Source organism: Pseudomonas sp. ADAK21 (assembly GCF_012935735.1).
Lineage (GTDB): Bacteria > Pseudomonadota > Gammaproteobacteria > Pseudomonadales > Pseudomonadaceae > Aquipseudomonas > Aquipseudomonas proteolytica.
In genome coordinates, this window is the sequence record NZ_CP052857.1 from 5,571,608 (window position 1) to 5,596,267 (window position 24,660).

Annotated in this window: 23 protein-coding genes and 2 pseudogenes; 7 read left to right on the plus strand and 18 right to left on the minus strand. The window is 57.4% G+C overall.

Translation table 11 applies throughout. The features are described from left to right. Positions 1-94 precede the first annotated feature (94 nt). Positions 95-721, minus strand: a complete 627-nt coding sequence (locus HKK57_RS24995) for a response regulator transcription factor (protein ID WP_169391007.1) — start codon at positions 719-721, stop codon at positions 95-97. Positions 722-896: 175 nt separating this feature from the next. On the opposite strand from HKK57_RS24995, the gene HKK57_RS25000 reads away from it, so the two are divergent. From HKK57_RS25000 to HKK57_RS25015, 4 genes and pseudogenes are all read left to right on the plus strand, one after another. Continuing rightward, positions 897-4,514, plus strand: a complete 3,618-nt coding sequence (locus HKK57_RS25000) for a transporter substrate-binding domain-containing protein (protein ID WP_237150426.1) — start codon at positions 897-899, stop codon at positions 4,512-4,514. 92 nt (positions 4,515-4,606) lie between these two features. Further along, on the plus strand, positions 4,607-5,854 hold the full coding sequence (locus HKK57_RS25005; RefSeq protein ID WP_237150425.1) for an EAL domain-containing response regulator: 1,248 nt from the start codon (positions 4,607-4,609) through the stop codon (positions 5,852-5,854). Between the two features lie 100 nt (positions 5,855-5,954). Beyond that, positions 5,955-7,580, plus strand: coding sequence for a methyl-accepting chemotaxis protein (locus tag HKK57_RS25010; protein WP_169391008.1), 1,626 nt, complete (start codon positions 5,955-5,957; stop codon positions 7,578-7,580). Positions 7,581-7,671: 91 nt separating this feature from the next. Beyond that, positions 7,672-8,016: pseudogene (locus HKK57_RS25015) on the plus strand (SOS response-associated peptidase family protein); the annotation flags it as partial. Positions 8,017-8,109: 93 nt separating this feature from the next. Here the strand turns inward: HKK57_RS25015 and HKK57_RS27115 are convergent. Continuing rightward, positions 8,110-8,271: pseudogene (locus HKK57_RS27115) on the minus strand (lysis protein); the annotation flags it as partial. Positions 8,272-8,528: 257 nt separating this feature from the next. On the opposite strand from HKK57_RS27115, the gene HKK57_RS25020 reads away from it, so the two are divergent. After that, positions 8,529-9,317 carry a hypothetical protein gene (locus HKK57_RS25020; RefSeq protein ID WP_169391009.1) on the plus strand — a complete coding sequence of 263 codons (789 nt, stop codon included), beginning with the start codon at positions 8,529-8,531 and terminating at the stop codon, positions 9,315-9,317. Positions 9,318-9,366: 49 nt separating this feature from the next. On the opposite strand, the gene HKK57_RS26830 is transcribed toward HKK57_RS25020, so the two are convergent. From HKK57_RS26830 to HKK57_RS25080, 12 genes are all read right to left on the minus strand, one after another. Next, positions 9,367-9,894: a lysis system i-spanin subunit Rz gene (locus tag HKK57_RS26830; RefSeq protein ID WP_201975813.1), complete on the minus strand. Its 528-nt coding sequence runs from the start codon at positions 9,892-9,894 to the stop codon at positions 9,367-9,369. After that, positions 9,894-10,319, minus strand: a complete 426-nt coding sequence (locus HKK57_RS25035) for a cell wall hydrolase (protein ID WP_169391011.1) — start codon at positions 10,317-10,319, stop codon at positions 9,894-9,896. The genes HKK57_RS26830 and HKK57_RS25035 overlap by 1 nt, the downstream gene beginning before the upstream one ends. Further along, positions 10,316-10,864, minus strand: coding sequence for an NUMOD4 domain-containing protein (locus tag HKK57_RS25040; RefSeq protein ID WP_169391012.1), 549 nt, complete (start codon positions 10,862-10,864; stop codon positions 10,316-10,318). The genes HKK57_RS25035 and HKK57_RS25040 overlap by 4 nt, the downstream gene beginning before the upstream one ends. A 115-nt stretch (positions 10,865-10,979) precedes the next feature. Continuing rightward, positions 10,980-11,231: a hypothetical protein gene (locus HKK57_RS25045; RefSeq protein ID WP_169391013.1), complete on the minus strand. Its 252-nt coding sequence runs from the start codon at positions 11,229-11,231 to the stop codon at positions 10,980-10,982. A gap of 286 nt (positions 11,232-11,517) precedes the next feature. Continuing rightward, positions 11,518-12,294, minus strand: coding sequence for a phage tail protein (locus tag HKK57_RS25050; protein WP_169391014.1), 777 nt, complete (start codon positions 12,292-12,294; stop codon positions 11,518-11,520). A gap of 64 nt (positions 12,295-12,358) precedes the next feature. Then, positions 12,359-13,015 (minus strand): hypothetical protein, encoded by a 657-nt coding sequence (locus tag HKK57_RS25055; RefSeq protein WP_169391015.1) that lies wholly within the window; start codon positions 13,013-13,015, stop codon positions 12,359-12,361. After that, positions 13,015-13,344, minus strand: a complete 330-nt coding sequence (locus tag HKK57_RS25060) for a hypothetical protein (RefSeq protein ID WP_169391016.1) — start codon at positions 13,342-13,344, stop codon at positions 13,015-13,017. The genes HKK57_RS25055 and HKK57_RS25060 overlap by 1 nt, the downstream gene beginning before the upstream one ends. Then, on the minus strand, positions 13,341-13,526 hold the full coding sequence (locus tag HKK57_RS27120) for a hypothetical protein (RefSeq protein ID WP_237150424.1): 186 nt from the start codon (positions 13,524-13,526) through the stop codon (positions 13,341-13,343). Before HKK57_RS27120 ends, HKK57_RS25060 begins: the two co-directional genes overlap by 4 nt. Before the next feature lie 42 nt (positions 13,527-13,568). Then, positions 13,569-17,210, minus strand: a complete 3,642-nt coding sequence (locus tag HKK57_RS25065) for a phage tail protein (RefSeq protein WP_237150423.1) — start codon at positions 17,208-17,210, stop codon at positions 13,569-13,571. 59 nt (positions 17,211-17,269) lie between these two features. Further along, complete coding sequence (locus HKK57_RS25070; protein WP_169391017.1) at positions 17,270-17,881, minus strand: tail assembly protein; 612 nt, start codon at positions 17,879-17,881, stop codon at positions 17,270-17,272. A 62-nt stretch (positions 17,882-17,943) separates the two neighbouring features. Then, positions 17,944-18,294 carry a hypothetical protein gene (locus tag HKK57_RS25075; RefSeq protein WP_169391018.1) on the minus strand — a complete coding sequence of 117 codons (351 nt, stop codon included), beginning with the start codon at positions 18,292-18,294 and terminating at the stop codon, positions 17,944-17,946. Between the two features lie 83 nt (positions 18,295-18,377). Then, a complete protein-coding gene (locus tag HKK57_RS25080; protein WP_169391019.1) occupies positions 18,378-19,022 on the minus strand; it encodes a hypothetical protein in 645 nt (214 codons plus the stop codon). Between HKK57_RS25080 and HKK57_RS25085 the strand changes: the two genes are divergently transcribed. Together HKK57_RS25085 and HKK57_RS25090 are read left to right on the plus strand one after the other, a co-directional pair. Further along, the gene (locus HKK57_RS25085; RefSeq protein WP_169391020.1) at positions 19,021-19,278 is read left to right on the plus strand and encodes a protein L; all 258 of its coding nucleotides are present in this window, start codon (positions 19,021-19,023) and stop codon (positions 19,276-19,278) included. The two genes, HKK57_RS25080 and HKK57_RS25085, sit on opposite strands and share 2 nt — an antisense overlap. Positions 19,279-19,359: 81 nt before the next feature. Then, on the plus strand, positions 19,360-19,611 hold the full coding sequence (locus HKK57_RS25090; protein ID WP_169391021.1) for a hypothetical protein: 252 nt from the start codon (positions 19,360-19,362) through the stop codon (positions 19,609-19,611). A gap of 134 nt (positions 19,612-19,745) precedes the next feature. Here the strand turns inward: HKK57_RS25090 and HKK57_RS25095 are convergent, their stop codons facing one another. The 4 genes from HKK57_RS25095 to HKK57_RS25110 are packed head-to-tail and all read right to left on the minus strand — an operon-like array spanning position 19,746 to position 24,657. Continuing rightward, complete coding sequence (locus tag HKK57_RS25095) at positions 19,746-20,510, minus strand: C40 family peptidase (RefSeq protein WP_169391022.1); 765 nt, start codon at positions 20,508-20,510, stop codon at positions 19,746-19,748. Between the two features lie 2 nt (positions 20,511-20,512). Continuing rightward, positions 20,513-21,265 (minus strand): phage minor tail protein L, encoded by a 753-nt coding sequence (locus HKK57_RS25100; RefSeq protein WP_169391023.1) that lies wholly within the window; start codon positions 21,263-21,265, stop codon positions 20,513-20,515. Between the two features lie 11 nt (positions 21,266-21,276). Continuing rightward, a complete protein-coding gene (locus tag HKK57_RS25105) occupies positions 21,277-21,615 on the minus strand; it encodes a phage tail protein (protein WP_169391024.1) in 339 nt (112 codons plus the stop codon). A gap of 3 nt (positions 21,616-21,618) precedes the next feature. Then, the gene (locus HKK57_RS25110; protein ID WP_169391025.1) at positions 21,619-24,657 is read right to left on the minus strand and encodes a phage tail tape measure protein; all 3,039 of its coding nucleotides are present in this window, start codon (positions 24,655-24,657) and stop codon (positions 21,619-21,621) included. Positions 24,658-24,660: the final 3 nt, after the last annotated feature.

A 24,660-nucleotide genomic window follows, 5' to 3' on the forward strand; every position in this document is an offset into this window, starting at 1 on the left:
TCCATACAGGGAGCGCAATTCGCTACCTGTATGGAACGTTTTGGAAGTGTGTATGAAAAGCGTGACGGTCATGTAGGGCCCACTTCACACCGTTTCAAATCAGATTATTGCGCCTGGCAATGTCCGCCAAGTCCACCACCGACTTCACGTTCAGCTTCGCCAACAGACGCGCCTTGTAGCAGCTCACAGTCTTGCTGCTGAGCAAAATATTCTGCGCAATGTCCTTATTGCTCATGCCTCGGGACAGTTGCTGAAACACCGACAGTTCGCGATTGGACAGGGAGGAAATAAGCTGCGTTTCATCCACTGCCAATTTGTGCTTCTTCGAAAACGCCACCACTGCTTCCGGATAGTAGAAGTAGCCCTTCATCACGGTTTTCATCGCTTGCGCGAGCACGCTCAGCTCATCGGTCTTGCTGATAAAACCCGAGGCGCCGGTACTGATGCAACGCGTGGCGTACTGCTCTGAGCTGAGGGACGTGAGCACGATAATCCGGGTGTTCAACTCCAAGGCACGGATTCTTTCGATCACCGAAATGCCGTCCAAGCGCGGCATGGTGATGTCCAGCAACACCAGGTCCGGGACCAGTTGACGTACCAGGCTGATGGCATCGACACCGTTGTCGGTTTCGCCCACCACTTCATAGCCCTCCTCACTCACCAGCGTGCGCAGCGCGGTCCTGATAAAAGGGTGGTCATCGACTAGCAGGACTTTATACATCTGCAGCCTTCCTCGGTTTTTAGTAGTGCATCGTCGGCAATAATGGCGACAATGTACCATAATGCCTTAATGCCACTACTAAATTCCGGGCGAGTTACGCCCGAGCCTACAATGGCGTTATGCTGATGCCACCACCGGTTTTCGACCTCTCTGCACCGCATTAAGGACCTTTGATTTGAAGTTGTTCGTCGCCATGCTGTTGTTATGGACAAGCATTCACATGGCGTGGGCGGGTGATGCGCCAGTCACGTTAACGGTGCTGGGAAGATCCTCGCTACAAGACAGTCAACTGCCGTTGAGCCCCGCCGATTTAAAGCTGCTGGACGCTAAAAAACAGCTGCGCGTGGGCACGTCCGCCCCCGACTATCCTCCGTTTGACATCACCAACCATAACCATGAGTTCGAGGGTATCAGTGCGGATTACCTGGCACTGATTGGCCAACTGCTGACGGTACGCATACAGGTACTGCGTTATCCCAATCGCACCGAGGTGATCCGGGCGCTCAAACATGGTGACATCGACTTGCTGGCGTCTGCCAATGGCTTTGAGGCTGCAGACCCGGACCTTCGGCTGTCGCAACCCTACACCCTGGATCAGCCGACGCTGGTGGCACGCAGCAACGATTCGCCGCTGGTCGACCCGACTCTGGCTGGCAAAACGGTTGCCATGGTGGATCACTATCTGCCCCTGAAAACGGTGCAAGCGTTCTACCCCGACGCCACCTTCAAGCTGTACCCCTCGATTCTCAACGCGGTGGGTGCAGTGGCGTTTTCCAAAGCTGACCTTTACCTAGGCGACTCGGTGACGGCCAGCTATCTGATCAACAAGAGCTACCTGAACAACGTGCAACTGGTGGACTTCTCGCGCATGGAGGTCAACAACTTCTCATTCGCCGCGACGCGCGGCAACACGCAGCTGTTGCACCTCGTCAACGCCGCCCTGAAAGCGATTCCCGCCAGTGAAGAGATGACCATCGCGCGCCGCTGGAATGCCGGCGGCGTGAGTATTTCCGGTACCCATCAAGTGCAGTTCAGCGTCGAGGAACAGCGCTGGCTGGCGCAGCATCCCCGATTAAAAGTGGTCGTGAACGAAGACTTTCTGCCGTTTACCTTTTTTGATGAGCATGAACGTTTCAGGGGTCTGAGTGCTGACGTGATCGCCAAAATCAGCCTGCGGACCGGATTGAAATTCGACCCGCAAAAAGGCGCTTCGGTCGATGCGATGATTACCCGCGTCAAGCAGGGCGAAGCCGATTTGCTGGCAGCACTGACGCCCAGCATCGACCGGGAACGCCGCGTCAGTTTCAGCCGCCCCTACCTGTCCACGCCCTTTGTGCTGGTGACGCGCAACGTGCCCGAAAGCCCGAACAACCTGCAGGACTTATCGGGAAAACGCCTAGCTATAATCAGTGGCAACGCCAGTCAGGAGATGATTGAACGCGAGTTTCCAGAGGTGCAGATCGTCGAGGCGAAGAGTCTCGCCGATGCGTTTTCGTTGCTCGCCAAAGGTAGTGTGGATGCCAGTGTCAGTACGCTGATCAGCGCACGTTACCTGATTTCCCGAAATTACCCTGACCAACTCAAAATCAGCGCAACGGTCGGTGCTCGCGCAGCCCAACTGGCGTTTGCGGTTGATTACAAATCGCCGCTTCTGCTCTCGATCCTTAACAAGGCACTGCTCAGCATCTCGCCCGAGGAAATGGACGAATTGACCAATCGCTGGCGCAGCCCGGTGGTGCTCGACGACAGCTACTGGAGTAAACACCGCGCGGCAATCCTGAGGGGCTTTGCGTTGGCGGCCGTGCTATTGCTGAGCGCCTGTGTGTGGATTGTGTTACTGCGACGCCAGGTGCTACGCCGCAAACGCGCCGAACGCGCACTCAGCGCCAGGCTGGAATTCGATCGTGTTCTGATCAATGGCACGCCCCATCCCACCTACGTGCGGGACCGCGAGGGGCGCCTGCTGCTGTGCAACAAGGCTTACCGGCAGGTGTTTGGTGTCGAGGACGAGCAGCAGTTGCTGGGGACCACGGTGATGGAAAGCCTGCTCTCCGGCGAAGAGCAGGCCCGGGAATATCACCGCGACTACCTCGCCGTTATGGCCGCTGACGAACCGATGTTGCGCGATCGCCTGATCGTCTTGCCAAGTGGCGAAGTGCTGACGATCTATCACTGGATCCTGCCATTTCGCGGCAGTGAAGGCCGTGTCGATGGCTTGATCGGCGGCTGGGTCGACGTCAGCGACCGCCAGCGTCTGGTGGAACAACTGCACGCGGCAAAGCAGGAAGCAGACAGCGCCAATCGGGCCAAGACCACGTTTCTGGCGACCATGAGCCATGAGATCCGCACGCCGATGAATGCGGTACTGGGCATGCTCGAAATGGCCTCGCGCAAATCCGAACAAGGCATCTTCGACCGGGCCGCCATCGATGTTGCGTCGGGGGCCGCCAAGGAGCTGCTGGCGCTAATCGGTGACGTACTCGACATTGCTCGTATTGAATCCGGGCGCCAGAGCCTGGCGCCCGAGAGTGCAAACCCGCACCAGCTAGTGACCTCGGTGGCGCGGGTGTTCGATGGCCTGGCACGCGAGAAGGCGATCGCACTGAAGCTGGAGATCGATCCAGCCCTAGACCGCAACGTACTGATCGATACGATGCGTTTCAAACAGATTATCGCCAACCTGCTGAGCAATGCGATCAAGTTTACCGCTGTAGGCGAAGTGCGTATCACCGCGCAAGCACGACAGGCTGAAGCCACTCAACCCATGCAGTTATCGGTGAGCATCGTCGACACCGGCGTGGGCATCTGCAAAGCCGATCAGCAGCAGTTGTTTTCGCCGTTCAGCCAGGCTGGCAAACAGCAACAGGGCTCGGGACTGGGGTTGGTCATCAGCCGGTCACTGATCGAAATGATGGGCGGCAGCCTGGAGTTGATCAGCGCCCCAGCCACAGGCACGAGGGTCACCGTAACGCTGGTTCTGCCCGCTGCGGACGTACCGTCACCGCAGATCTGCGAACCGCTCGACAGTCTGCCGGGGATGCCGTTGAGCGTGTTGGTCGTCGATGACTACGCCGCCAACCGCCTAGTGCTTTCACAGCAACTCGCTTACTTGGGCCATGAGGTGCGGGAGGCTTGCGACGGTGCCCAAGCCTTGGCTTTGTGGAACGAGCAGCCTTACGATGTGGTGGTGACAGACTGCGATATGCCTGGCATGAACGGTTACCAATTGGCCCGGGCGATTCGACAGGCTGAGGAGGCGAGCGGTGAACCCAGCTGTTTACTGCTGGGCTTCACAGCCAACGCCGTCGCCGAAGAAAAACAGCGCTGCCTGGATGCCGGCATGAATGACTGTCTCTTCAAACCCATCAGCCTGGACCAATTGAGTGCACGCCTTCAGCAACTGCAAACGGACTACTTAAGTGACCAGACGAGCACCGAGCTGACGGGCGAATCACTCGACGCGCAGCTGAAAGCGCTGACCCTGGGCAAGTTATCGGCGCTGCAGTCGTTGCGTGAAGAATTGGCGTCAAGCACCCACGCGGATCTGCAACAGCTCGCCGAGCTGCTTGCCCGCGATGACCGCCCAGGTTTGGCCCACTTCGCGCATCGAGTGAAAGGCGGGGCAAGGCTTATCCGCCATGAGCAACTGATCCTCACCTGCGAGAATCTTGAGGCTGATTGCGCAAAGGAAGCCGAGCGAAGCGTATTGGTTGCCTCGACGACAGCAATGGAAAATTGCATGCAGCGGCTTCTGGATCTGCTGCAGGCGAGTGCCGGTGGAAAATCACCTTAAGAAATTTCTTGCAAAGACGTAAGGGATTTCGAGATTAAAAGGCGATCAGTCTTGGGCAAGCTAGCGCCTTAGCCTTTAGATGAGCCCTTCTGATGTCAATGTCCACACTTAGCATCCTGGTGCTGGAGGACCAGCCAGTACAGCGTCGTTACGCCGTCGCGCTCCTCGCGCAGCTTGGTTGTACACGCATTCTGGAAGCCTCGGACGGTTGTGAAGCGCTGCAACTCCTGGAAACCAGTGGGCCGGTAGACATCGCATTTTGCGACATCTGCATGGATGGCATGGACGGCATTACCTTCATGCGACGAGCGAGCCAACGGCACGCACTCAAATCGGTGGTGATCACCAGCAGTATTGCCCCCGAGTTACGGCAGGCCATCAGCGGCATGGCGACATTGCTCGGCCTGCGCGTGCTTGGTCAGCTCTGCAAACCCTTGTACGAGCAGGGTGTGAAAAGACTGGTCGGTAAGTACCTCGACCACAACCCGCGCAATCCCTACCCGCTGCACGTCGCCGATGAGAGCAACGAACACCAGGTACTTAGCGCCTTGGAAAACGGCGAGCTGGAAGTTTATTTTCAGCCAAAATTCGATATTCGGACATTACAGGTTACTTCCGTAGAGGCGCTTGCACGCTGGAACCATCCTGAGCGGGGCATCTTGGCGCCCACTGCATTTATCCCGGTGCTCGAACGCCATGGCCTGCTCGACAGCTTGCTCTATCGACAGGTGGACCAATGTCTGACGCTGCGCAAGGCCGCACTGGCCAAACAGCTGTCAATTAACTTCGCGGTGAACGTCAACGCAAGCCAGTTCGCCAACCCGCAGATGAGTGCGCACATAGCGCTGTTGCTCAAACGCTTCGACGCACCCGGTTCCAGCCTGTCATTTGAGATGACCGAGACCGGCACGCTCGATCCCGGCTCACTCAGCTTGGAGAACATGGTGCGCCTGCGCATGATGGGCTGCGGGTTGTCCATCGACGATTTCGGTGGTGGGTATTCCTCCTTGCAACGCCTGTGCAGTTTGCCGTTCAACGAAATAAAAATAGAGGCTGAATTCATCCGCGACCTGTCATCGGAAGCGCGTAGCCGCGCGGCGATCTCCAGCGTTTTGTCACTGGCTCGCGAGCTGAACATCGGCGTGGTTATCGAAGGCATCGAAACAACTGAGCAACGCGACATCCTGCTCAACCTCGGGTGCGAAACCGGTCAGGGCTACCTGCTTGCTCGCCCCATGCCTGCACACCAACTGTTGCCATGGCTGATCGACAGAAACGTCGCCACACAGCGCTCGCCCATCACGCACAGCACTGGCCATAGCCCCTTACCGCATCCTTAAAACAACCAAACCAACAGAGTGACGCACCCGTTGCCCCTGCGATTTCGCGCGGACAAACCAATACTGCGGCCACTTATTTTTCCTGTCACCGGGGGAGTTCATGAGTTTAAGAAAGATGAAAATAGCGTTGCGTTCGGCCTTTGGCTTTGGCCTGGTCGGACTGCTCGTGGTGTTACTGGGCTTGTTCTCTTTAAGCCAGATGCGCGACATGGCCAGCCAGTCGGATGAAGTCGACAAAAACTGGCTGCCAAGCATCTTGGCCCTGGGCGATCTGCAGACCACCATGTCCGAGATCCGTGTCGCAACCTACCGGGTCATGCTGCTTGACAGCCCGGAGCAGGTAAAGGCCAGCCAGCGCGTTTTTTCGCAACTGCGCGAGAAGATTCAAGCAGACAACGCGCTGTACACCAGCAAACTCACAGTGGATGCCGAGCGGGATACGTTCGAACGTTTCAAGTCGGTCCAAGCGCAATACCTGCAGGTACAGCAACAGGTATTAGCCTTGGCCGCACAAGGCGAGCGACCACAAGCACTCGCGCTGCTCAATGGCGAGCTGATCGCCCTGGGCGACAGGCTAGGGTCAGAGTTGGCGAGCCTGCTCGTCATCAACATCCAAGAAGCCGACGACGCGGCGACGAGCTCCGACGCAACGTACACCAGCGCAGTGAAATGGGTGTTCATCGCCATGCTGCTGGCAACACTGCTCACCGCCCTCCTCGCCACCCTGTTTACCCGCAGTATCGTGGTGCCGTTGCACCAAGCGGTAAGCATCGCCGAACAAGTGGCCAAGGGCGACCTCACCGTGCAGATTGTCGTCGAGGGCCAGGACGAACCTGCCCAGCTATTGCGCGCCCTGGAAACCATGCAATCGGACCTTCGCGAAACAATCCACCAGATAACCGACTCGTCCAATCAACTGGCATCGGCGGCAGAGGAACTGTCGGCGGTGACCGAAGAGTCGACCCGTGCCTTGCACGAGCAGAACGGTGAAATCGAACAGGCCGCCACGGCGGTCAACCAGATGACCGCCGCGGTTGATGAAGTGGCGCGCAACGCAATCAGCACCGCCGACGCCTCCCGCGACGGTGACACCTTGGCAGGCAACGGCCGCAGTCATGTCATGGACACCGTGGCGTCGATCTCGTTGCTGGCAGAGGAAGTGACGACGGCAACCGGGGAAATCCAGAGCCTGGCCGACAGTGTCCAGGACATCACCAAGGTTCTAGATGTGATCCGCGCGATTGCCGAACAAACCAATTTGCTGGCCCTGAACGCCGCCATCGAAGCCGCTCGCGCCGGTGAAGCAGGGCGTGGTTTCGCCGTGGTAGCCGACGAAGTCCGCGCGCTGGCCCATCGAACCCAGCAATCGACACAGGAAATCGAACAAATGGTCAGCGGCGTGCAAAAAGGCTCGACGCAGGCAGTCTCGGCGATGCACAGCAGCAATGAACGCGCACGCTCGACACTGACCGTGGCCCATAGTGCGGGAGAGTCCCTAGAGCAGATCACCCACGCAATAACCCGCATCACCGAAGGCAACCTGATCATCGCCAGCGCCTCCGAGGAACAGGCCCAAGTTGCCCGGGAGGTGGATCGCAACCTGACGAATATCCGCGACCTGTCGGCCCAAACCGCCGCTGGCGCAAACCAGACGACTGCCGCTAGCCAAGAGCTGTCGCGTGTGGCGGTGGACCTGAATACGATGATTGCGAAGTTTGTGGTTTAAAGCTTAAAGCCATTACATAGAAGAAGCCCCGCAGCTGAATAGGCTACGGGGCTTTTTCTATGTAATGTCGAAGAGATAGGTAGCTACCTGCCAACTGCCCGACACTGATGAAGGCCCAGGCGAGCATGACGACTTCGTGATCATCACCACCGACAGCGCCGGCGGCATGGTGGACATCCACGACCGGCGGCCCGTGGTGCTAACGCCGGAGTTGGCCAGGGAATGGCTGGACCCGGCCACGCCCAAGGAGCGTGCCGAGCAGATGGTGTTGCACCAAGGCGAGCCGGCCGAGGCTTTCGAATGGTTTAAAGTCAATACGGCCGTGGGCAACGTTCGAAACAAGGGGCCGGAGCTGATACAGCCAATGTGTTCATTTGCTGAAAAACCACATGACGAAGATCACAGAGGCAACCCAGCTAAGCGTGAGAAAGAATGAAAGACCTGCCAGCTGCTTGTCCATAAGAGCCTGTCAGTTTTAATGGAAAATTGCCGTCCTAAGCGTTCATGCCCAAAGCGTAGCCCATCATCCTCAACGCGCAATGGCTCTGACATACGCCTGGCACGCCCGCAGCGCGATCAATCCTTGGTCGCCGGCATCGGTGATGGCGATAATTCGTTGAGCATGCGCTGGGTCAAGTTGGGCTCGACGGGCTGCATGAACCACGCCGCCGGGGCCGGAGGTGGCAGGCACACGTGCAAAACTCTCGCTTTAAGAGTTAGGCTGGCCCGATGATTATTGAGAATACACCTAGCTAACAAGAAGTCATGATCGAAGGGGCAGTATCTCAAAGTGATCTATATGGCTCGGCGTTAACAGATGGCGCAGTGGTAAACCGAATACCGCTACATACTAGTTCGGGAGTGGTGCTCGCCCCTGTACGCCGGACTAACGCAAGAAAACCCTTCAGCCTAAGTATTTTTAGGCAGGCAACCGAGGAGACAGTGCCATTGAAATCGAATTATTCAACACTTCTGTTCAGTCTCACTCTATGCAGCGCTGTACAGGCCGCGCCGTCCGCCGAGACTGAAGCGACATTCCAACACGCGCTACGTATAGCTGAAGATAACAAGCAACAGATAGATTTACTTGTTGAGCGGGAACAGCAAGGCAAAATCGACAAGCTTGAACGAAATGAAGTCATGCAGAAATTGGCAAAAAACAATGAGATCTTCGAGAGCGAATTGCGCAAGGCCAGCGAAGAAGGTCATGGCGTAGCCAGTTACCTGCTGGCAAGCACGAAAGCAAGACGCAAGGACTCCGCAGTGATGCACGCGGAGGCCTGTGAACTGTACCAGCGCTCAACAGATCAAGGTCTGCTGGCCGGCGCAGTACTGCAATTACGTGAATGTGACAAAGCTTTCCGGACATACAAGTACGATGCCCCAGAAAGTTTGCGGCTTCGGGCGCAACTACAAAGAGCACTGGAGCAATCAGATCCATATTCGGATCATTACCCGCTACCAACGCTAAATTCGTACTGTTTCAAAACTGCAAGCGTACCCCAGGTCAACAATCAGAAACCGCTGACCACTCTGAGAGGCCTTTACACTCCTGTTTTTCTGAGTCTTGATCAGTTTCGCGCTGATGGTTATTACCTGCTGGCGGTCATGGGTGGTGATATTGGGAGCTCAGCAGCACGTGGCTATTTCAAAAAAGTCCAAGATAAAGCGCCTGACTGCCTAGACCCCATCAATATCAAAATTATGTACGAACAATCGGATCTTAAAAACCATTAACCAAAAATCTTTCCTACCTAGGGCCTGATCGGATCGCCTATTCAGCTGTTCATTCATCATTTGAGGCTTGCGGGCAGAACTCCAGCACATGCCTCTGTAAAGCCCTCAAGGCAGCTTGATCAGCAATGATCCCGGCCCTGATATCGAAAACAGTCCGTCCAGCAGTTGGAGCGAGTTCGACGGTTCCTGCATTGCCCAGGCCGGTGGTGCTGGTGGAACTGGACAGGTAGCCGCTATCGGCATGACAACTTCCCGCGATACGCAGCCGGCGAGCAGAATCGTCAGCAGCACGGCGCAGCCTTTCATTTTCAGCAAGATCATTCGTTTTCTCCTTGGTTGCCTTGGCGTCGAGGTCGGCCCTGGCCTGCTCGGCGGCCTGTTGTTTCTCCAGTGCCTGGCGGGTTTGGGCGCTTGCGGCATTGCTGATAGCGGCCAGGTCATCCTGGTGCAGGCCGGACTGCTCGGCCAGCATCTTGCCCATGCGCCATTCCTGCACCTGCCAGGTAACGCCGGCGGCGATGGTCATTAGCACCAGGATCAGTACTACAAGCCCGGCCAGCTTTTGGACAGGAGTCATCACGGTACATCCTTGAAGAAGACGTGATGCCCGAGGCGCAGCGTTTGCTTGGCCTTCGCCGCCCAGGCCGGCGCCTTGGGCATCGTGGTTGCGTAGTAGTGCGTGGCCCCGCCGGTTGGATCCGGTACCGCGCCGGCCATCACCTGGTCAGCAGCGCGCTGGGCCTGGGCGAGTTGCGCGGCCGGGATCGGCTTCGCACCGCTGAGGTAGGCGTAGTTCGGGTCGTTCTGGTTCCAGCAGCTGAACTGCCATGGCTTCAGGCACACGCCGGCGTAGCCCTCACCCCACCAGGACTTGGCCTTGCCGTCGAATACTCGGTTGCGGATGGTCCAGGCCACGGCGATCTGGCCGTCCAGGCCTTCCCCCCGGGCCTCGCCGTACAACGTCCGCGCCAAAATATCGCGGTCTCTTTCGGTCGCGTTCATGAGATATGACTCCAGGATTTTCGGTTGACGATTTTGGAGATGGTTTGGAAGGCGACCCCAAACTCACGGCCTATGGCGGTCAAGCTTGCTCCCGCAGTCCGGCGCGCCCGGATATCCAACACTAAGTCGTCGTTAAGTTTTGCGCCGCCATTCTTTACGCCCGCTGGAACTGTGCCGTGACCGATCTTGTCGCTCTCATTTTCGGCGTGAGTCTTCCAGCACAAGTTCGTGTAGTGGGTGTTTGCGGGATCTCCATCGACGTGCGCAACCTCGTTTCTACCAATTGAGGGCGGCTCAAGGAACGCCATAGCTACCAGCCGGTGAGCTTCGAAGTACGCGTGCTTGCCATTGATCGTGAGCTTGAACCTTGGGTATCCAGCGTGGTGCCAGCAGAAGGATAGGATCTTGCCCGGAAAGGTGCGGCGGCCTGGCGTGCGCCGACGCACATGGCCGTATTCGCTCACCTCGTAATCGCCAGATGCGTGACAGGGGCGCCACTCAATGGCATCGAGACTAATCCCGGCGGGTAAGGGAATCTCCCTCATCGCTCACCCCAAAGCGTGCGCGCCAGGATGTCCCGGTCTTTATCGGAAGTGGTCATGCTTTTCTCCAGGCAAAAATAAACCCGCTCGATGGCGGGTGGCTGTACGCAGGCGCGGATCAGTCGGCGAGAGGATCAACACTGACTGGCAGCGGGTATCGCGCCTTGATAGCCGCAACCGACGCAAGCCATGCGGTGTAGTCGGGCGTGAGGCCCTGGCTCAGGGCGTCGTAGTCGGCCTCGAGGCGAAGGGGGTCCGACTCGGCCAGGTAAGCAGATCGTCGAGAGGCAAGAGCAGCATCGCGAGCTTCTTGGTCTTTTGCAGTCTGCAACTGGCCGGCAGTTTTCATCTGGCTGAAATCAATATTCATTGGGGGATACTCACGGTTCCGTCAGGCGGGCTGACAATATCGAACGGATAGTTTGCCGCATCGGTAGCATCTGGGCCGCACGGCAGTAGCAAGGTGATGGTTAACTCCCCATTGACCCGAGGGATATCCCCTATTACGAAACGGCAATCAACAGCTGACGTAGGCAGCACAGCACCCTCGGGGATCCCTCGAAAATCAAAGCGCTCACCATTGATCGTTAGCACGTCACCGCGCTTTGATACTTTCAACGTCTCATCGCATCTCGATGGAGAAAACTTAATAATCATCAGAACCACCGCCCTTTAAAGTACAAGCTGAATGAGTAGCCTTGAGCCGCTGAAAATATCGACCTGACCGTGACCGTCGAGGCCGAAGCGATGACGGCGGCTAACTTGGTATTGGTATAATTCTGCGTTGAGTTCGGCGCAGACACCGAGACCAGAGTGATTGCATCAGAATTGAGTACTGGCGCGGACGGCAATGTCCAGGGAGTAATCACTTCTGCTCCTGCCGCATGTGTTACCGGGTTCGTCGTATGCCAGCATTCAAGGGTCCCGTCTGCATACCTGGTGAAGCTCCCGTTTGCATTGCTACCGCGCTCAATAATTGCTCCGTTGGGGACGCCCCCTGATTGAGTGACAGTTCCTACAATTGGCGCAACAGCGGCCGAGCCAAGGCCCAGATTGGACCGAGCGGCAGCCGAAGTAGCGGCACCAGTGCCACCTTTCGTCACCGGTACGATGTTCTCCGTCGACACAGTACCCAGGCCTGCAAGTGTGGCTCCCCACTGCTGGATAATGCCGCCGGCAACAATGGCCAGATCGCGCTGGTAGCCCTGCACCGGCATCAGCGCATAGTTTGCGTTCGATACCGTGGCACTGCGGTATGCAGGACTGATCGAAAGCGTGGTCGGGCTCGGGACGTTGATGACCTCGTACCACTGGCCGTCCGGGCCGATGAATGCATCACCCACCAGAGAGTTTGCGGCGAAGTCGGTACCAACTCCCATGACGCTAGATTGTCCAGAGACAACGTTTACTTTTCCTACTTTGTACCAGGGCATATTTAACTCCAGGCAACAAAAAACCGCACAAGGCGGTTATTAAATTGATCAGTAATTACAATCGCTAAGACATGGGCTTGGCGAAGACAACAGGGTTATAGAGGGTCATTGATATATCTACTCCAACGACCTGCATTACAAGCCTATCAAGTGCATACTCCCATACTGCGTACATATTTCCCTGTCTAGATGTTAAACCGGCCACATCCATAGCGATGTTATTTAATAGCATGTAATCCCCAGACGACAGGTTAAACGGAGCTGTCCAACTTAGCCTAGTTAATCCCTGACTATCGTGGGAAGCTCCAAGATACTGCCAGCTTGTGATAGTTCTTGTGAATTGAGCAGCAGGCGTTGCACTGTCAAATAGAAGCTTTGAATTGCCATCCCTCAACCTCATACCATAGTCTGCAGTTGGGACAGCGCTGAATGCAGCAGAGAACCACTTGCCGGTTGTTCGTACTCCTCTCACGCCCTGGAATGAGAACCCATACCAACCATCTGGCCCAGCACCTAGCGTGCAGAAGTAGAATATGTCAGCGGTTTCTGGCCTGACGAAGATCAGGGGAGGTTCAGCAGTATGTACAGGCCTGACAAATGGAACGTTCACCCCCTGCCCGAAGCCATCCCACGTCCCACTCTCAAGGACTACAAGCCGTGCATACTCAGAATCGAGAGTTACGGCGTCACTATTGTTTATAAACTTTAGCCCATACGACATTACTTATACCTCATGACCAACAACCTCTGCGTTGATGTACCAAGTGGGCCATCATTGCTCTGCCTGTTACCGAACCACACCCTTACATTTCCCAGGGTAACTTCTGGAATAAAACAAATAGCGTCCCAAGACTGTCCAGATGTGTTGTAGGGAGCAACAGGCACGCACACCGCAGAATATTTTTCGGGCTCGACTTCCGGTATAGATATATCTACAAATCTCCCAGCAGACTTTGGAATAAGAGCCGAGTAAATAATCCTTACCGTAAATGAGTTCTCATCGAGTTCAACAACTCCAGTAGCACTCTTTGTGCGAAGGCCATAAATCATGGCGAAAGTCTCCCGACGGTCACGCGGTCGATATCGTTGGCATCGAATACAGTCAAACCATCATTGTTCAGCAGCGCCGAGCCGCCAGTTCCAGCACTGCGCAGCGTGAACGTTCCCGCCCTCACGTTGATCTCCAACAATGGGCGCCCTTTGGAATCCACGGCTTCCGAGCGGAGCGTCATACCCAGGATGATTTCCTGAATAAACGCCTTGCTGATGATCGCCTAATTGAGCACAACCTGATTGCCCTGCACGACAAACATTGGGACAAGCTGGCCACTGACCTCATCCACAACGGCGAAGCGCTGGGCAAAGATCAGGAATTCGGCTTGATCTCCATCCGAACCAAAGGCAAAACCAGATGTAACTCTTTTGCCTCCAGCAATAGTCTGCGCCTTAAGGGTAACCATCGAAGACACGCGACCATCGACGCTCACAAGGGTTTGGCTCACCTGCTGAATCGAAGCGCTGTTCTTCCCAATACTCGACTGCAGCGTTTCAGTGGTTTTAGCCTGGGCCTCGAATGCTGTAGCTGTAGCCCTCCGCTCCAAGACAATTGTCGCGGTGCTCTCCCAAGCCTTGATAACTCCAGCAAGATCGCCAGCACCATCATCGCTTCGAACCGAAGCCCTTAAAGACTCGTTGCTCGCGGCCAAAGAGGTGACCTTGCCATCAACCTCAGTGACCTTTGTGTCGAGGCCAGTGATAGCCACGGCATTACCGCCTACCTTCTCATCGGTCAGTGCTAGGTCACTTTTGAGCTGGTTCAGTTGAGTGGCGGCAGCCTCCCTGTTGGTCGCCACCACCTGTTCCAAAACGGTCAGCCCTGACTTGTTCGCCCCTACTTGCGCGTTCATCGTCAGCAGTTGCTGTGCCATCGACTCGTTTTCTGTTGCCCTGGTACGCTTCTCCAGAGCCAGATCAGCGGTTGACTGCCAGCCTTTGATCACGCCCGCCAGGTCGCCAGCGCCGTCATCTTCCCGTGCTGCTGAGCGCAGCGCCTCAATCGATGACGCGGTGGCCACCACCTTGCCGTCGAGCTCTTCGATCTTGGTTTCGATGATCTGAACCTGCGACGCCAAGGCGTTTGCAGTTTCCAGGATGGTGCCGATATCCGACCAATAGGTGGCGTTCGGCGGGCTGGTGTTCACCGGTACCGGGTTTTTCGCCTGGAATAGGTGCTGGTCCAAACGAACGATGTCACCCGTCCGGTACGGCTTGGCAGGGTCATAGGCAAGGGCGTCTGTGACCTGGTTGATCAGCTCTTCCAGCTCCTGCTTGGCCTCCTCCAGGCGGTCATTGACGGACCCAGGCCCATCGCCCGTAATTAGCTCAATCTCTTCGCGCAGGCTCTGGTACAGCGCCCCCTTACCGATCTTGTCGGCGAAGTACTTGTCGTACTCGGTCTGGTCAGAACTCGCCTGGCCGTTGACCGCACCAGGGATCGGGAAGAACGGCCCGACGTTGCCGGTACGGTCCACCAGGCGCGCCCAGAAGAACAGGCTCGCCCCCGCCAGCAAGCTGTGCATTTCATGCTTGGCCTGCGGGTAACTGAAGTCGCTCAGCTTGATCGCCGTCGTCAGGTCCGGCGACTCGCTGTACCAGACCTCTGTGCGCTGGGTGTCCTCTGCACCTGGTGGAAAGCCCCACTGGATGCCGATGCCATAGACCAGACTGGTGGTAGTCAGGAACGCCACAGCCGGCGGCAGGCCTACTTTACCTTCCAGGTTGGTCAGCTTTGAGCTCTTCCAAATCGAAGAGATCTCGAAGGCGCTCACCGACCGCACCCGGGCCAGATAGGCACCCGAGTAGATGCCCGTAACGTCCACGCTCGTCGAGCCAGTGCGCTGCAGCTTGATCCAGTTGCCGCTGTCCTTGCGCCACTCCACTTCATAGGCGACAGCGCCAGCAACGGCGGGCCACGAGATGTTCATGGTGCTGATGGCCAGGCCCTGGTCCACGGAGTAATTCGACGTGATGTCGACGCTCGCCGGCGCCGGAACGACGGTGATCGGCACAACGCTGATCGGGCGATCTTCAAGGCGCGCGCCGGTGTCGATGTGTGCGAACTTGCTTGGGTCGTACTGGACGGCCGATATCTCGAACACGCCGGGCTCCGGCCGGGCCACGCTTACCACCCTGTATAGCGGGATTGCGAGGTCGTCGGCATCCAGCGCCCACACCAGTTCAGGCTCGGGCGCAACGGAGTAGGCAACGGTCACGGTGACCTGCCGGCCGCTGACCAACTGCACGGTGCGCCCCTCGCACTTGCCGTCGGGCAGGTTGAGGATCAAACGGTCACCGGGCTTGGCCTGGGTATCACGGTCCAACTTGATGACCTTGCCATTCACCGCCGAGATGCGTCCGCCCACCGGCCGCCCAGCAAGCAGTTCGTCAGCGATAGGGATAACGTAGCCAGGCAGCGGGATACGCCCGTCGAGACCAACCTTGAAGGTAACGGCCCGATCCTTGGAGTTCGTCAGCAGCGCCCACTTACCGCGGCGCTGGGCCTCCGACTCGCGGTCACATGCAATAGCACTGATTTCAAGCGGGTTATCGCCGTAGCGACGCTGCAGCTTCTGGTCAGTAACAGAGGTGACATCGGTGTCGTGGTTATTCTCACGGTTGTCGTAGCTGACCAGGGCCCGGCTATAGCGGGTACGCTCCGACGCGCTGGAATATGTGAACTTGCCATCAATAACGTTCGCGCGGGTGTAGGCGAAGTCGAAGTCCGTAGCGCGCGGCATATCCGACAGGGTGAAGACCTGGCCCTGAGCCCAGTAAGTCATGCCCCGATAGATCGCCGAGATATCACGCAGCAGCGACCACGCGTCAGCCTTGCTCTGAAGGTTGAGGTTGCAGATAAAGCGCGGCTCCATGCCACCCTTCCCATCCGGCACCTGCTGGTCGCAATACTGCGAGATGCGGTACAGCTCCCACTTGTCGACCATCCACGGCTTGATGCGGCGGCCCAGGCCGAAGCGGTCGTTCGTGGTGATGCCGTAGGTGTGCCAGACGGGGTTGTCCGTCCAAGCCTCTTTGAAGGTGCCATCCCACACGCCTGTATAGCTGCGAGAGCGCGAGTCGTAGTTGCTTGGAACCTGCCATTTTCGGCCATCACACACGACAGTCACGGCAGGAATGCTGCGGAACTGCTCAGCGGAGAACTCGATGTAAAGTAGCGCGGTATTCGGGTAGCGGATTTTCGCGTCGATCACCTCCGTGAAGCCGGCGATCTGCATCGTGTCGGAGATTTTGTTGTTGTTCTGATTGATCGTCAGTCGCGTGATGCGCATCAGCCAACCGCTGACTGCCTTAGGCAGGTCGATTCGGCGAGTTCGCTCGTACACAGTCGTGGTCTTGCCGTCGACGGCCTCGCTCAGCACCTGCTGGTAGGCGCCGCCGTCGGTGGCCACTTCGACTTTATATTCGATCCGGTAGCCATTGATATTGCCGCTCGCATCCACGGACTGGAGCGCCGGCCAGGCGAAACGTACTCGCACGGCAGAAAGCTGGGTATTGCTGATCGCTCGAACCCAAGGCGTACCGCTGCGCAACTCGGTGCTGATCGTCGTTTCGTTCTCGATCGACGGAATGCCCTGGATATAGGCCTGGTCCACCGCTCCGGTACGCCACTCCCACTTCACGTTCGGGAAGTTCGTGTTGCCTTGGGGGTCCTGCAACGGGGTACCGTCGAGGCGGATGTCGCGATCCGTAGGCGTGCCTTCAAACTCGCCCTCGCCTACAGCAATCAGCATCTTTGCAATGGCTACTGAGCGCAGACTGTCCGGGGCCTCAGTTGGGGTTTTAGGCTTTGCTTCACCACCCTTGGCGCCGCGGATATCAATTTTGCGTACTGCGCCCATGCTTTCCTCCAGGCAATAAAAAACCGCCTCAATGGCGGCTGCGGTGCTTCACGTGCGGGCTACATCTGGTCTTCGGCGTAAATCGCTGCACTGATGATTGCCCCACCCCATGGGCGTCGTCCCGCGCACAGAGGGACCGGGTTGCCGGAAGCCGTGGTGTTCTTGGCGCTGCCGAATGCGTAGCCGGGTGTGTTCTCAGGTGCGGCGCTTGTCTTGAGGCCGCCGGCCTGAGGACTGAGCATTTGAATAACGCCACCCAGCACCATCGAGCCGCCCATCATGATCAGGGCCGAGCCAAAAGGCGCGCCTGCGCCGAAGGTGCCACCTGTAATGACAAGGCCTACGACAATCAACACTGCTCCGATGATGGTCTGCAGCGCTCCGCCTCGTTTGCTGCCGGTGATGACCGGCGCAATACGAATATCACCTTCGCCCGTAAAGCCAATCTCCTTCTCCGCCAGGTTGGTCTTCCCTCGAAAGACAGCGAACTCAACGCCTCGCGACTTGGCATTCGAAAGGAAGCGTTCAAACCCTGGAAGCTGCACGCAAAGAGCCTTGATTGCTTCAGCGGGCGTCCTCACGGCCATACGGAAGGACCTGCCAAACTGGCGAAGTTGGCCATAGAGAAGGATCGTCGTCATGGGCTGATAGTTGATGGCAAGTGCCGCCATGTGCTTTTCTCCAGATAATAAAAAGGCCCGCCGAAGCGAGCCTTGAAAAGGTTGTTGTGCTGCTACAGGCAGCCTTGCAGTGCGGTCAGTCTTTTATTGGCGATCCAGTTACCAACCACCACGTAGTACTTCGCTTCAGACCCCTCGCCTTTCGGCTGAATATCAACGAAATACTGCGAGCCTTCAGTAAATACCGTGTATCCAGCATCTCGTCCTGGCTGAAGCGTTGCACCAGGAGTGCCGCCGAAGATCGGCTGATTCTGCCATTCGTAGTGAACGCACTTGGCCAACGCCGCGTCGGTTTTTTTCGAAATCAACACCTTGTACGGACCATCCTGACGCGCCTCATTCATCGTCGGTGCCATACAACCCGCCAGCATCGCCACCGCTATCCCTACAATCAAAATCCGCATTTCGTTCCCTCTTTGGTTTGGCGGGACTGTAGCACTGGGAGACCAGATGCAAAAAGCGTAGCGTTGGGATGGGCTCTACACACTTAACTTTCGGTGTTCTTTACTGATGATTTTCGAGGCTTAGACTTGATGATCACCTCAATCTGATCAGCATCCACGCGATAAGCCTTAGCGAGCTCATCGATTGCTTTCTCCATAGAGAATAAGCCATCAATTTCACTCTGAGGCCTTATGCGTACAGGGTTGCCGACTTCAAAAAAATCGTCACTTTCAAACTCATGTACGAACGGCCAGCTCCCTTCCCGTCGTACACTCTCATAAGCCTTGTAAGCGGCTTCATACTCCTGGCTTATGCAGTCCAGTGACTTCGCGCTTTGAAGTCTAACAATCACTGATCCATCACCTTCTGGATCTATTACCACCTCGCGGATCTTAGCTACCAGTTTCGGCTCTTGTTTTTCGCATAGGATTAGGTACTTGGCACCAACCAAATCATCAATTTTAATGGATCCTGAGGGCTTCAGGCTTCCAGTCATGGAAATACTGGCTTTCAGCTCTTCTGAAAAAGTGTTCGAAGTTATTGTCTTGACCATCTCATTGCTCGCCACGAAAAAACCGAGAGTAGCTTGATCCTGTCCAGGCATCCAGTGTGGATGGAATGCCAGTAACTGGGCAAAGGTTCGCCGTAGTAGCTTTGTGCCTCCAGCAATCAAGGAAGACGCAAGCATGGCACTCGTAATTGACGAAACAGCGCAGTACCTCAAAAAGACACCGATGTCCGTTCTCGGCAGTGCGGTTTGGGGAAAAATCCACGCAATCGGCAGCACCGTTCCCGTATCAGGGATATATCGCTGTGAAGGGTGCGGCGATGAAATTACGTCCAACAAAGGGACGGAATTTCCGCCGCAGAACAAGCATCAGCACCCAGGCTCAGCAGCTAACATTGGATGGCGCTTGATCGTCCAAACCCAAACCAAAGGCTAAAGGATTTCCCCAGTCCTTCGCCTGCAAGCCCAAGGACTGGGATAGCGCCAATTTCGGCGCGTTTATGACCTGGAGGTCAATGTGAGTTCAATACCTGCTGGATTTGATCGTCAAGATGCAATGCTGCAAGGAATGCTGAAGGCTATTCAGGCCTTAACAGCCGTCATCTATAGCACCTCTCCTAAAAGGGAAGGTCTTGAACAACAACTACGTATTTTCTTGAACGACAAAGATACTGGGCTTCCTGAAAACCTATTGGGTACTTATAAGCTCCCTCTTGAAGCTGCGTTGGTAATTATTGAGCAAATTAAGGAATCGCAAGCGAAGCAATAACCTCCGAGCTCTGGATTACCGACCTGAACCATTGAAATAGCTGCTGCTCCTTGCTGAACTCCGTGTCAACAAGGGGCACTTCCTCTGAAGCGTCCTGTACCTGATTCACACCCTTCTCCTGCGGCCATGCCGCGTCATGTTGGTTGTCTTGCGTCTTTGTGCCTGAGGATCAGGCGTGCTCGGTCATGCCAGGGGCCTCCGTAGACGATAATCTCGGACGGCCTGCCGTACAGGTGGTGCAACAGGAAGGGGCCAGGGCCAAAGGCGCCTGACTCTTCGTTAGGTAGCTCGGGATCAGTTCCCAGGTAGATACCTGCATGATTCGGGTGAGCTGTGCGCCCAACCTGCATTACGATCATGTCGCCGTGCTGAGGGCTGTCTACGCGCACAAAGCCTGCCGCCTCGTAGTTCACCTCGTACAAGCTGGTGTTCTCGGCACCCTCCCACCAGCCATCGGTGCGCTGGAATGCCTCGAACTCAATTCCCCACTCTCGCTGATACCAATCAGAGCAGACCTGCCAGCAGTCCCAGGCACCATGTACGAACGGTCGCTTGAGCAACGGCGTGCTGCCGGTCGGTGTGATCGTGCGCAGGTCGCCCTCAGGCCAGCTCAAAATGTGCCAGGGCAAGGCAGTGACCTCGCACATTGCTAGGTCGTGCGGTGAAGGCCTGCTGGTTGCATCCGGGTGCGAGTGAACGATGCCGACAACCTCACCCAGGTCTTCCGCAGCCGCGTAGTCCTCGGGGTCGAGCCGAAACTCTTCATTCGGCTCCGTGGCAATGTTCCGGCACGGGAAGTACCTCTGGGACCGCCCAACAGCCAGCAGCAAGCCGCAGCACTCTTTCGGGTACTGGGCAGCCGCGTGCGCCTGGATGGCGGTGATGATGTGTTTGAGCATGGTCAGCTCCTTGAGATCAAGTTCACAGCCGGAAATCCCCCGAATCCCAATTCTTCGTTCTCGCCGAAGCGCAACTTGCAGGAAGAAAGGCAGCCCTTGCACTGGTCAAGCGCAGGGTCATCCGTGGGGTTGTCTTCGTCGTCGAACATCGCCGCGCCGGTGTAGCCACAGTCTGGCCCGCGGTAGCCGTTGGTCATGGCCCAATGGCAGAACGTCGTCATCTGCCGGCCTGGCAGACCGTGGTTGTCGATCTCGCCAGGGGAGGACAGCTCCCAAACCACGGCCTCGCCGTCCTCACTGGTTTTCTGGTCGATGTACCAGATCTCCAGCGCTTCCTGAGTTGGGTCAGCAGTTGGGTTTCCCTCGGGGAAGTTCGCTGCATCCAGGTACTTGGCCAGCGTCTCGCGAACCGTCAGCTTGAACTTGAGCAGGTCCTCGAAGGCGAGGCATAGCGCGGTGACCCGCCCATTCACGTTGCCGGCGGCGAAAGTCGGCCGAGAAGCGGTGCCGTCGCTGCTCGAGGAAATACCCTCAATCTGCACCGGCCAGGCCGCGTACTCTTCGCCCTGCCACCAAATCGACTTGGCCGGGAGCTCCTCATCTGAATGCTCGTAGGCCAGCAGTTCTTCGGGTGTGTGCGGAATAGCGTGCCCGTGAAAGCGCAGGTAATCCGCGCCGTACTCGGTTCCGTCAATTTCAAACAGGCGAATCTCGCCGCCGGGCTCCAGTTTCTGGATGTCCGTGATCAGTGCCATGGGCGGTTATCTCAGGGGTGAAAGGTTTGCTGAAAGGTGGCGGTGATGGCATAGACCTGGCCGCCGCGGTGCACAGGCTTGTAGCCGTTGCACTTGTAGAGGCCCAGATCCCCAAGGGGAGGCGTCCAGAGAAACGCCTTTGCCCCCTTGTGCCGATCAAGGAACGCCTTGATTAACAGAACCCGGGGCTTGGCACCGGTGAAGGTGAGCGGCCAGGACTGGGACTGGTTGTTGAGGCCGTCCTCGACCGACTGCTCGTAACCGTCCCCGAACTGCTTGGTGCGGACGCGCTGGGTAACATCCCCTTCCGCGCCCTTCTCCGTCTCCCAGATGAATCGTTCGATTGCCATACTTCACCCTCTTGCGTTTTGGCGGCTCACACCATTTTGGCGCCAAGACTTGGCGATCTCTTCTTTCGCGACGCTGCGCATGCGCTCCTGCATGTTTCGCTGGAAGAGTTCTGTATCAAGTTTGTCGCCATCCGACTTGCCCGACTCTTCATCCGTCATGACCATAATCGGCATGGTGAGGCTAACCGAAGTCCCTCCGCCGCCCCCGCGACCAGTCAATGCGGACATCCCAGGCCCGCCCCCCGTAGTAAGCGGCGTGACACTCCCGCCGTTTGCACCCGTCATCAGGTACGACTTCCCTCCCTCGTTGTAGAGCTCTGGACCGAGTTCGTTCACCTGGTACAGAGAGTTCGGATCAACGGGGCCGCCAGTTGCCCTGAAGCCACTGAGGTAGGTACCTGAATAACCGGCCGAGGACGCGCCGAGGTTTGACGATGTGGCACCAGCAGACCCAGCTGCCAGCCCATTGCCGCCACCCGCGGCGCTGCCGCCCAAGTAGCTGGCCGCTGCCCCCACCAAACTGCCCAACAATGCCGAACTGGCCTGGCGGGTGGCAATGCGCGCCATGTCTGCCAGGATCGACTTGGTGAAGTCAGCAAACGACAGCTTCCCGGTCATGGCGAAGTTGACGATTGAATCCTCCATAGAGCTGAACGCGTTGCCGAACAGGCTCTTGGTCTGCCCTGCGATGTTTTGCGCCGAATCCAGGTAGTTGGCCCAGGCCGATGTAGCGCCCTTCGTCCAATCGCCCTGGGCGGCCTCCACATCCGCGTAGTTTTGCCGGATCTGGTCGGTTGCCTTTTTGTTCGCATCGGCGAGCGCCTGCGATTTTCGGGTGAATTCTTCGTCCGACATATTGCGCGATGGATCGGAGCGCTGGTTTTCCAGATCCAGCGACTGCTGTGCAAACCGATCTTGCTGACTGTTCAGCTCCCCGTTGAGCGCGTTCTGGCGATCACCCTGGCCGACGCCCAGCACGGCGCGTTGCCCGGCCAATTCCAGAGCCCGCTGTTGCTGCCCCAGCGCCTGCGCGTACGAACTGATCGCCCGCTCCTGCTTGGCGAGTCGCCCGGTCTCATTGGTAGCCAACACCTCGAGCTGGCTGTCGGCGTCCTTCTGCGCCTTTACCATCCCTGCTCGCGCGTCGGCGATCTTCTGGTCCAGCTGGATGCTCTGCGCGGCCGACGTTGTCTTCTTGCCCTTGGCGGCCTCCAGCGCGGCGATCTCAGCCTCGTAAGCGGCTGTCACCTCATCGCGCTCATTGCCGATCATGGCTTCGCGCTTCAGGGCGTAGTCCGACTGCGATACCAGGCCAGCCTTCTGTGCGGCGTCCAGTTCCTTCTGAGCGTTTTTGTACTCGTTGACGATTCCGGCCAGGTTGTTCTTGGTTCCGTTGAAACCGGTCAGATCAACTGGAGTACCTGCAGCTTTCGAGTCCTTGAACTTCGCGTTGATGTTCGAGATGTTTTTGTCGATCGCTGACTGGTTGAGGCGAGAATCGTTGGGATCTGTTTTTCGGATGTCCTCAAGTTGCTGGCGATACTCCTTGAGAGCCTCATTTCGTTTCTGCTCGTTCGTCCATGTCGACTTGGTCAGCGCATCAACTTTGACCATCGCTTGCTCAGACGCTAGCTGCGCCTTGGCCTGATCACCTTCCCACTTAGCGATATCGGCCTGGGCGTCCCTCTGGTCCTCCAACAGATTGAGTCGGTCGGTGTACAGCTCGACCATCGCATCTTTATTTTGGAAGGCGCCGATGTCTCCAGCCTGCGCTCGAGCAAGATCCTGCCGAGCTTGCTCGATGTCTGCGCCGATATCTGGGCGCCCGATATTCTTGAGATTGTCTGCCGCGCGCGTCACCGCGTTGTAACCCTTCTCCCACCAACTCAAATTCTCCAGAATCTTCGGAGTTCTCTCGTTGATAGCCTCGGCGTACTGCTCAGTGGCCAGCTTCACAGCACCCGCATGGTCACCCTGCGCTTCCAGCGCGGCAATCTGTGAGTAAACCGAGGCCGTCAGGTAGTGATACTGCTCGTTTAGTGCAGCAGAGGCCTTTACCGGGTCGTCTGCCAGCTTGGAGAACTCGGCGACCGTCTCGCTCACCGCCTTGCCGGTGGCTTCCTGCATCGAAACGGCAGCCTGGGTAATGCCAGTGAAGCTCTCGCCGGCGATCTTTCCGTTACCAGCCAGCAGGGCCAAAACTTCGGCGGCCTGCCCGGTGGTGCCGACAGTGGCACTCACCTGCCGGGCCATATCGCCAAGCTGCCCAGCACTGATACCAGCGTAGTTACCGGTGAGGATCAGTGATTTGTTGTAGCGGTCCTGCTCATCGCTACCTTTGTAGTAGGCAACAGCTAGGCCGCCCACGGCTGCTGTGGCCAGGGCCAGCGGCCCCAGAATGGCAAGCAGCCCCGCAGCACCAGCCCCGGCGCCCGCGCCCAACTGAGCCACGGCGCGTACGCCGCTACCCCAGTCGCCAGAGGACAGCGCATTACCCAGCTGCACAACGTTTTCCTGCGCCTGACGGGTGCCGAGGCGCAGCTTGTCGAAACCGGTGGCCGTCTTTTCGAGCTTGACGTAATCCTTGTCGATCTTGCCCAGGGCCTTGTTGTAGTCCTCCTGGCTCAGGCGCCCCTCGTCCAGGTGCTTGCCAAGTTGCTCGACCTGGGTATCCAGCTTCGCCAGAGCAGCGCGGGCCGGGTCGATGGCACCCAGAAGGCTGTTCAGGGCCTTCTGCTCATCCAGGGCAGACTTGGCCAGAGCCACCTGCTGCTTGTCGAGCTGCGCGGAGATCTTCGCCGCCTCGGCCTCGCCATAGGCGCCGGTCTTGGTCAGCTTGGCGAGTGCCTCACGCTGCTTTGCCAGGTCCTGTGTGGTCTTGGCACTGGTGGAAAGCGATTTCTCCAGCGCCTGCATTTCGTTCATCAGCGAAACTGCGGACTGCTCGGCCCGGCCGCCGGCCTTCGCCATTTCATCCAGGCTCGTTTTTGCCTGGATCGCATCGGCCGAGTCGATCTTGACGCCGAGTTCTGCAATGTTCATCGA

Bases quoted from the DNA above. Each gene is read 5' to 3' on its own strand.
- HKK57_RS24995 (WP_169391007.1), bottom strand. From the start codon at position 721: ATGTATAAAGTCCTGCTAGTCGATGACCACCCTTTTATCAGGACCGCG.
- HKK57_RS25005 (WP_237150425.1), top strand. From the start codon at position 4,607: ATGTCAATGTCCACACTTAGCATCCTGGTGCTGGAGGACCAGCCAGTA.
- HKK57_RS25010 (WP_169391008.1), top strand. From the start codon at position 5,955: ATGAGTTTAAGAAAGATGAAAATAGCGTTGCGTTCGGCCTTTGGCTTT.
- HKK57_RS26830 (WP_201975813.1), bottom strand. From the start codon at position 9,894: ATGACTCCTGTCCAAAAGCTGGCCGGGCTTGTAGTACTGATCCTGGTG.
- HKK57_RS25035 (WP_169391011.1), bottom strand. From the start codon at position 10,319: ATGAACGCGACCGAAAGAGACCGCGATATTTTGGCGCGGACGTTGTAC.
- HKK57_RS25040 (WP_169391012.1), bottom strand. From the start codon at position 10,864: ATGAGGGAGATTCCCTTACCCGCCGGGATTAGTCTCGATGCCATTGAG.
- HKK57_RS25045 (WP_169391013.1), bottom strand. From the start codon at position 11,231: ATGAATATTGATTTCAGCCAGATGAAAACTGCCGGCCAGTTGCAGACT.
- HKK57_RS25050 (WP_169391014.1), bottom strand. From the start codon at position 12,294: ATGCCCTGGTACAAAGTAGGAAAAGTAAACGTTGTCTCTGGACAATCT.
- HKK57_RS25055 (WP_169391015.1), bottom strand. From the start codon at position 13,015: ATGTCGTATGGGCTAAAGTTTATAAACAATAGTGACGCCGTAACTCTC.
- HKK57_RS25060 (WP_169391016.1), bottom strand. From the start codon at position 13,344: ATGATTTATGGCCTTCGCACAAAGAGTGCTACTGGAGTTGTTGAACTC.
- HKK57_RS27120 (WP_237150424.1), bottom strand. From the start codon at position 13,526: ATGACGCTCCGCTCGGAAGCCGTGGATTCCAAAGGGCGCCCATTGTTG.
- HKK57_RS25065 (WP_237150423.1), bottom strand. From the start codon at position 17,210: ATGGGCGCAGTACGCAAAATTGATATCCGCGGCGCCAAGGGTGGTGAA.
- HKK57_RS25070 (WP_169391017.1), bottom strand. From the start codon at position 17,881: ATGGCGGCACTTGCCATCAACTATCAGCCCATGACGACGATCCTTCTC.
- HKK57_RS25075 (WP_169391018.1), bottom strand. From the start codon at position 18,294: ATGCGGATTTTGATTGTAGGGATAGCGGTGGCGATGCTGGCGGGTTGT.
- HKK57_RS25085 (WP_169391020.1), top strand. From the start codon at position 19,021: ATGGCACTCGTAATTGACGAAACAGCGCAGTACCTCAAAAAGACACCG.
- HKK57_RS25080 (WP_169391019.1), bottom strand. From the start codon at position 19,022: ATGCTTGCGTCTTCCTTGATTGCTGGAGGCACAAAGCTACTACGGCGA.
- HKK57_RS25095 (WP_169391022.1), bottom strand. From the start codon at position 20,510: ATGCTCAAACACATCATCACCGCCATCCAGGCGCACGCGGCTGCCCAG.
- HKK57_RS25100 (WP_169391023.1), bottom strand. From the start codon at position 21,265: ATGGCACTGATCACGGACATCCAGAAACTGGAGCCCGGCGGCGAGATT.
- HKK57_RS25105 (WP_169391024.1), bottom strand. From the start codon at position 21,615: ATGGCAATCGAACGATTCATCTGGGAGACGGAGAAGGGCGCGGAAGGG.
- HKK57_RS25110 (WP_169391025.1), bottom strand. From the start codon at position 24,657: ATGAACATTGCAGAACTCGGCGTCAAGATCGACTCGGCCGATGCGATC.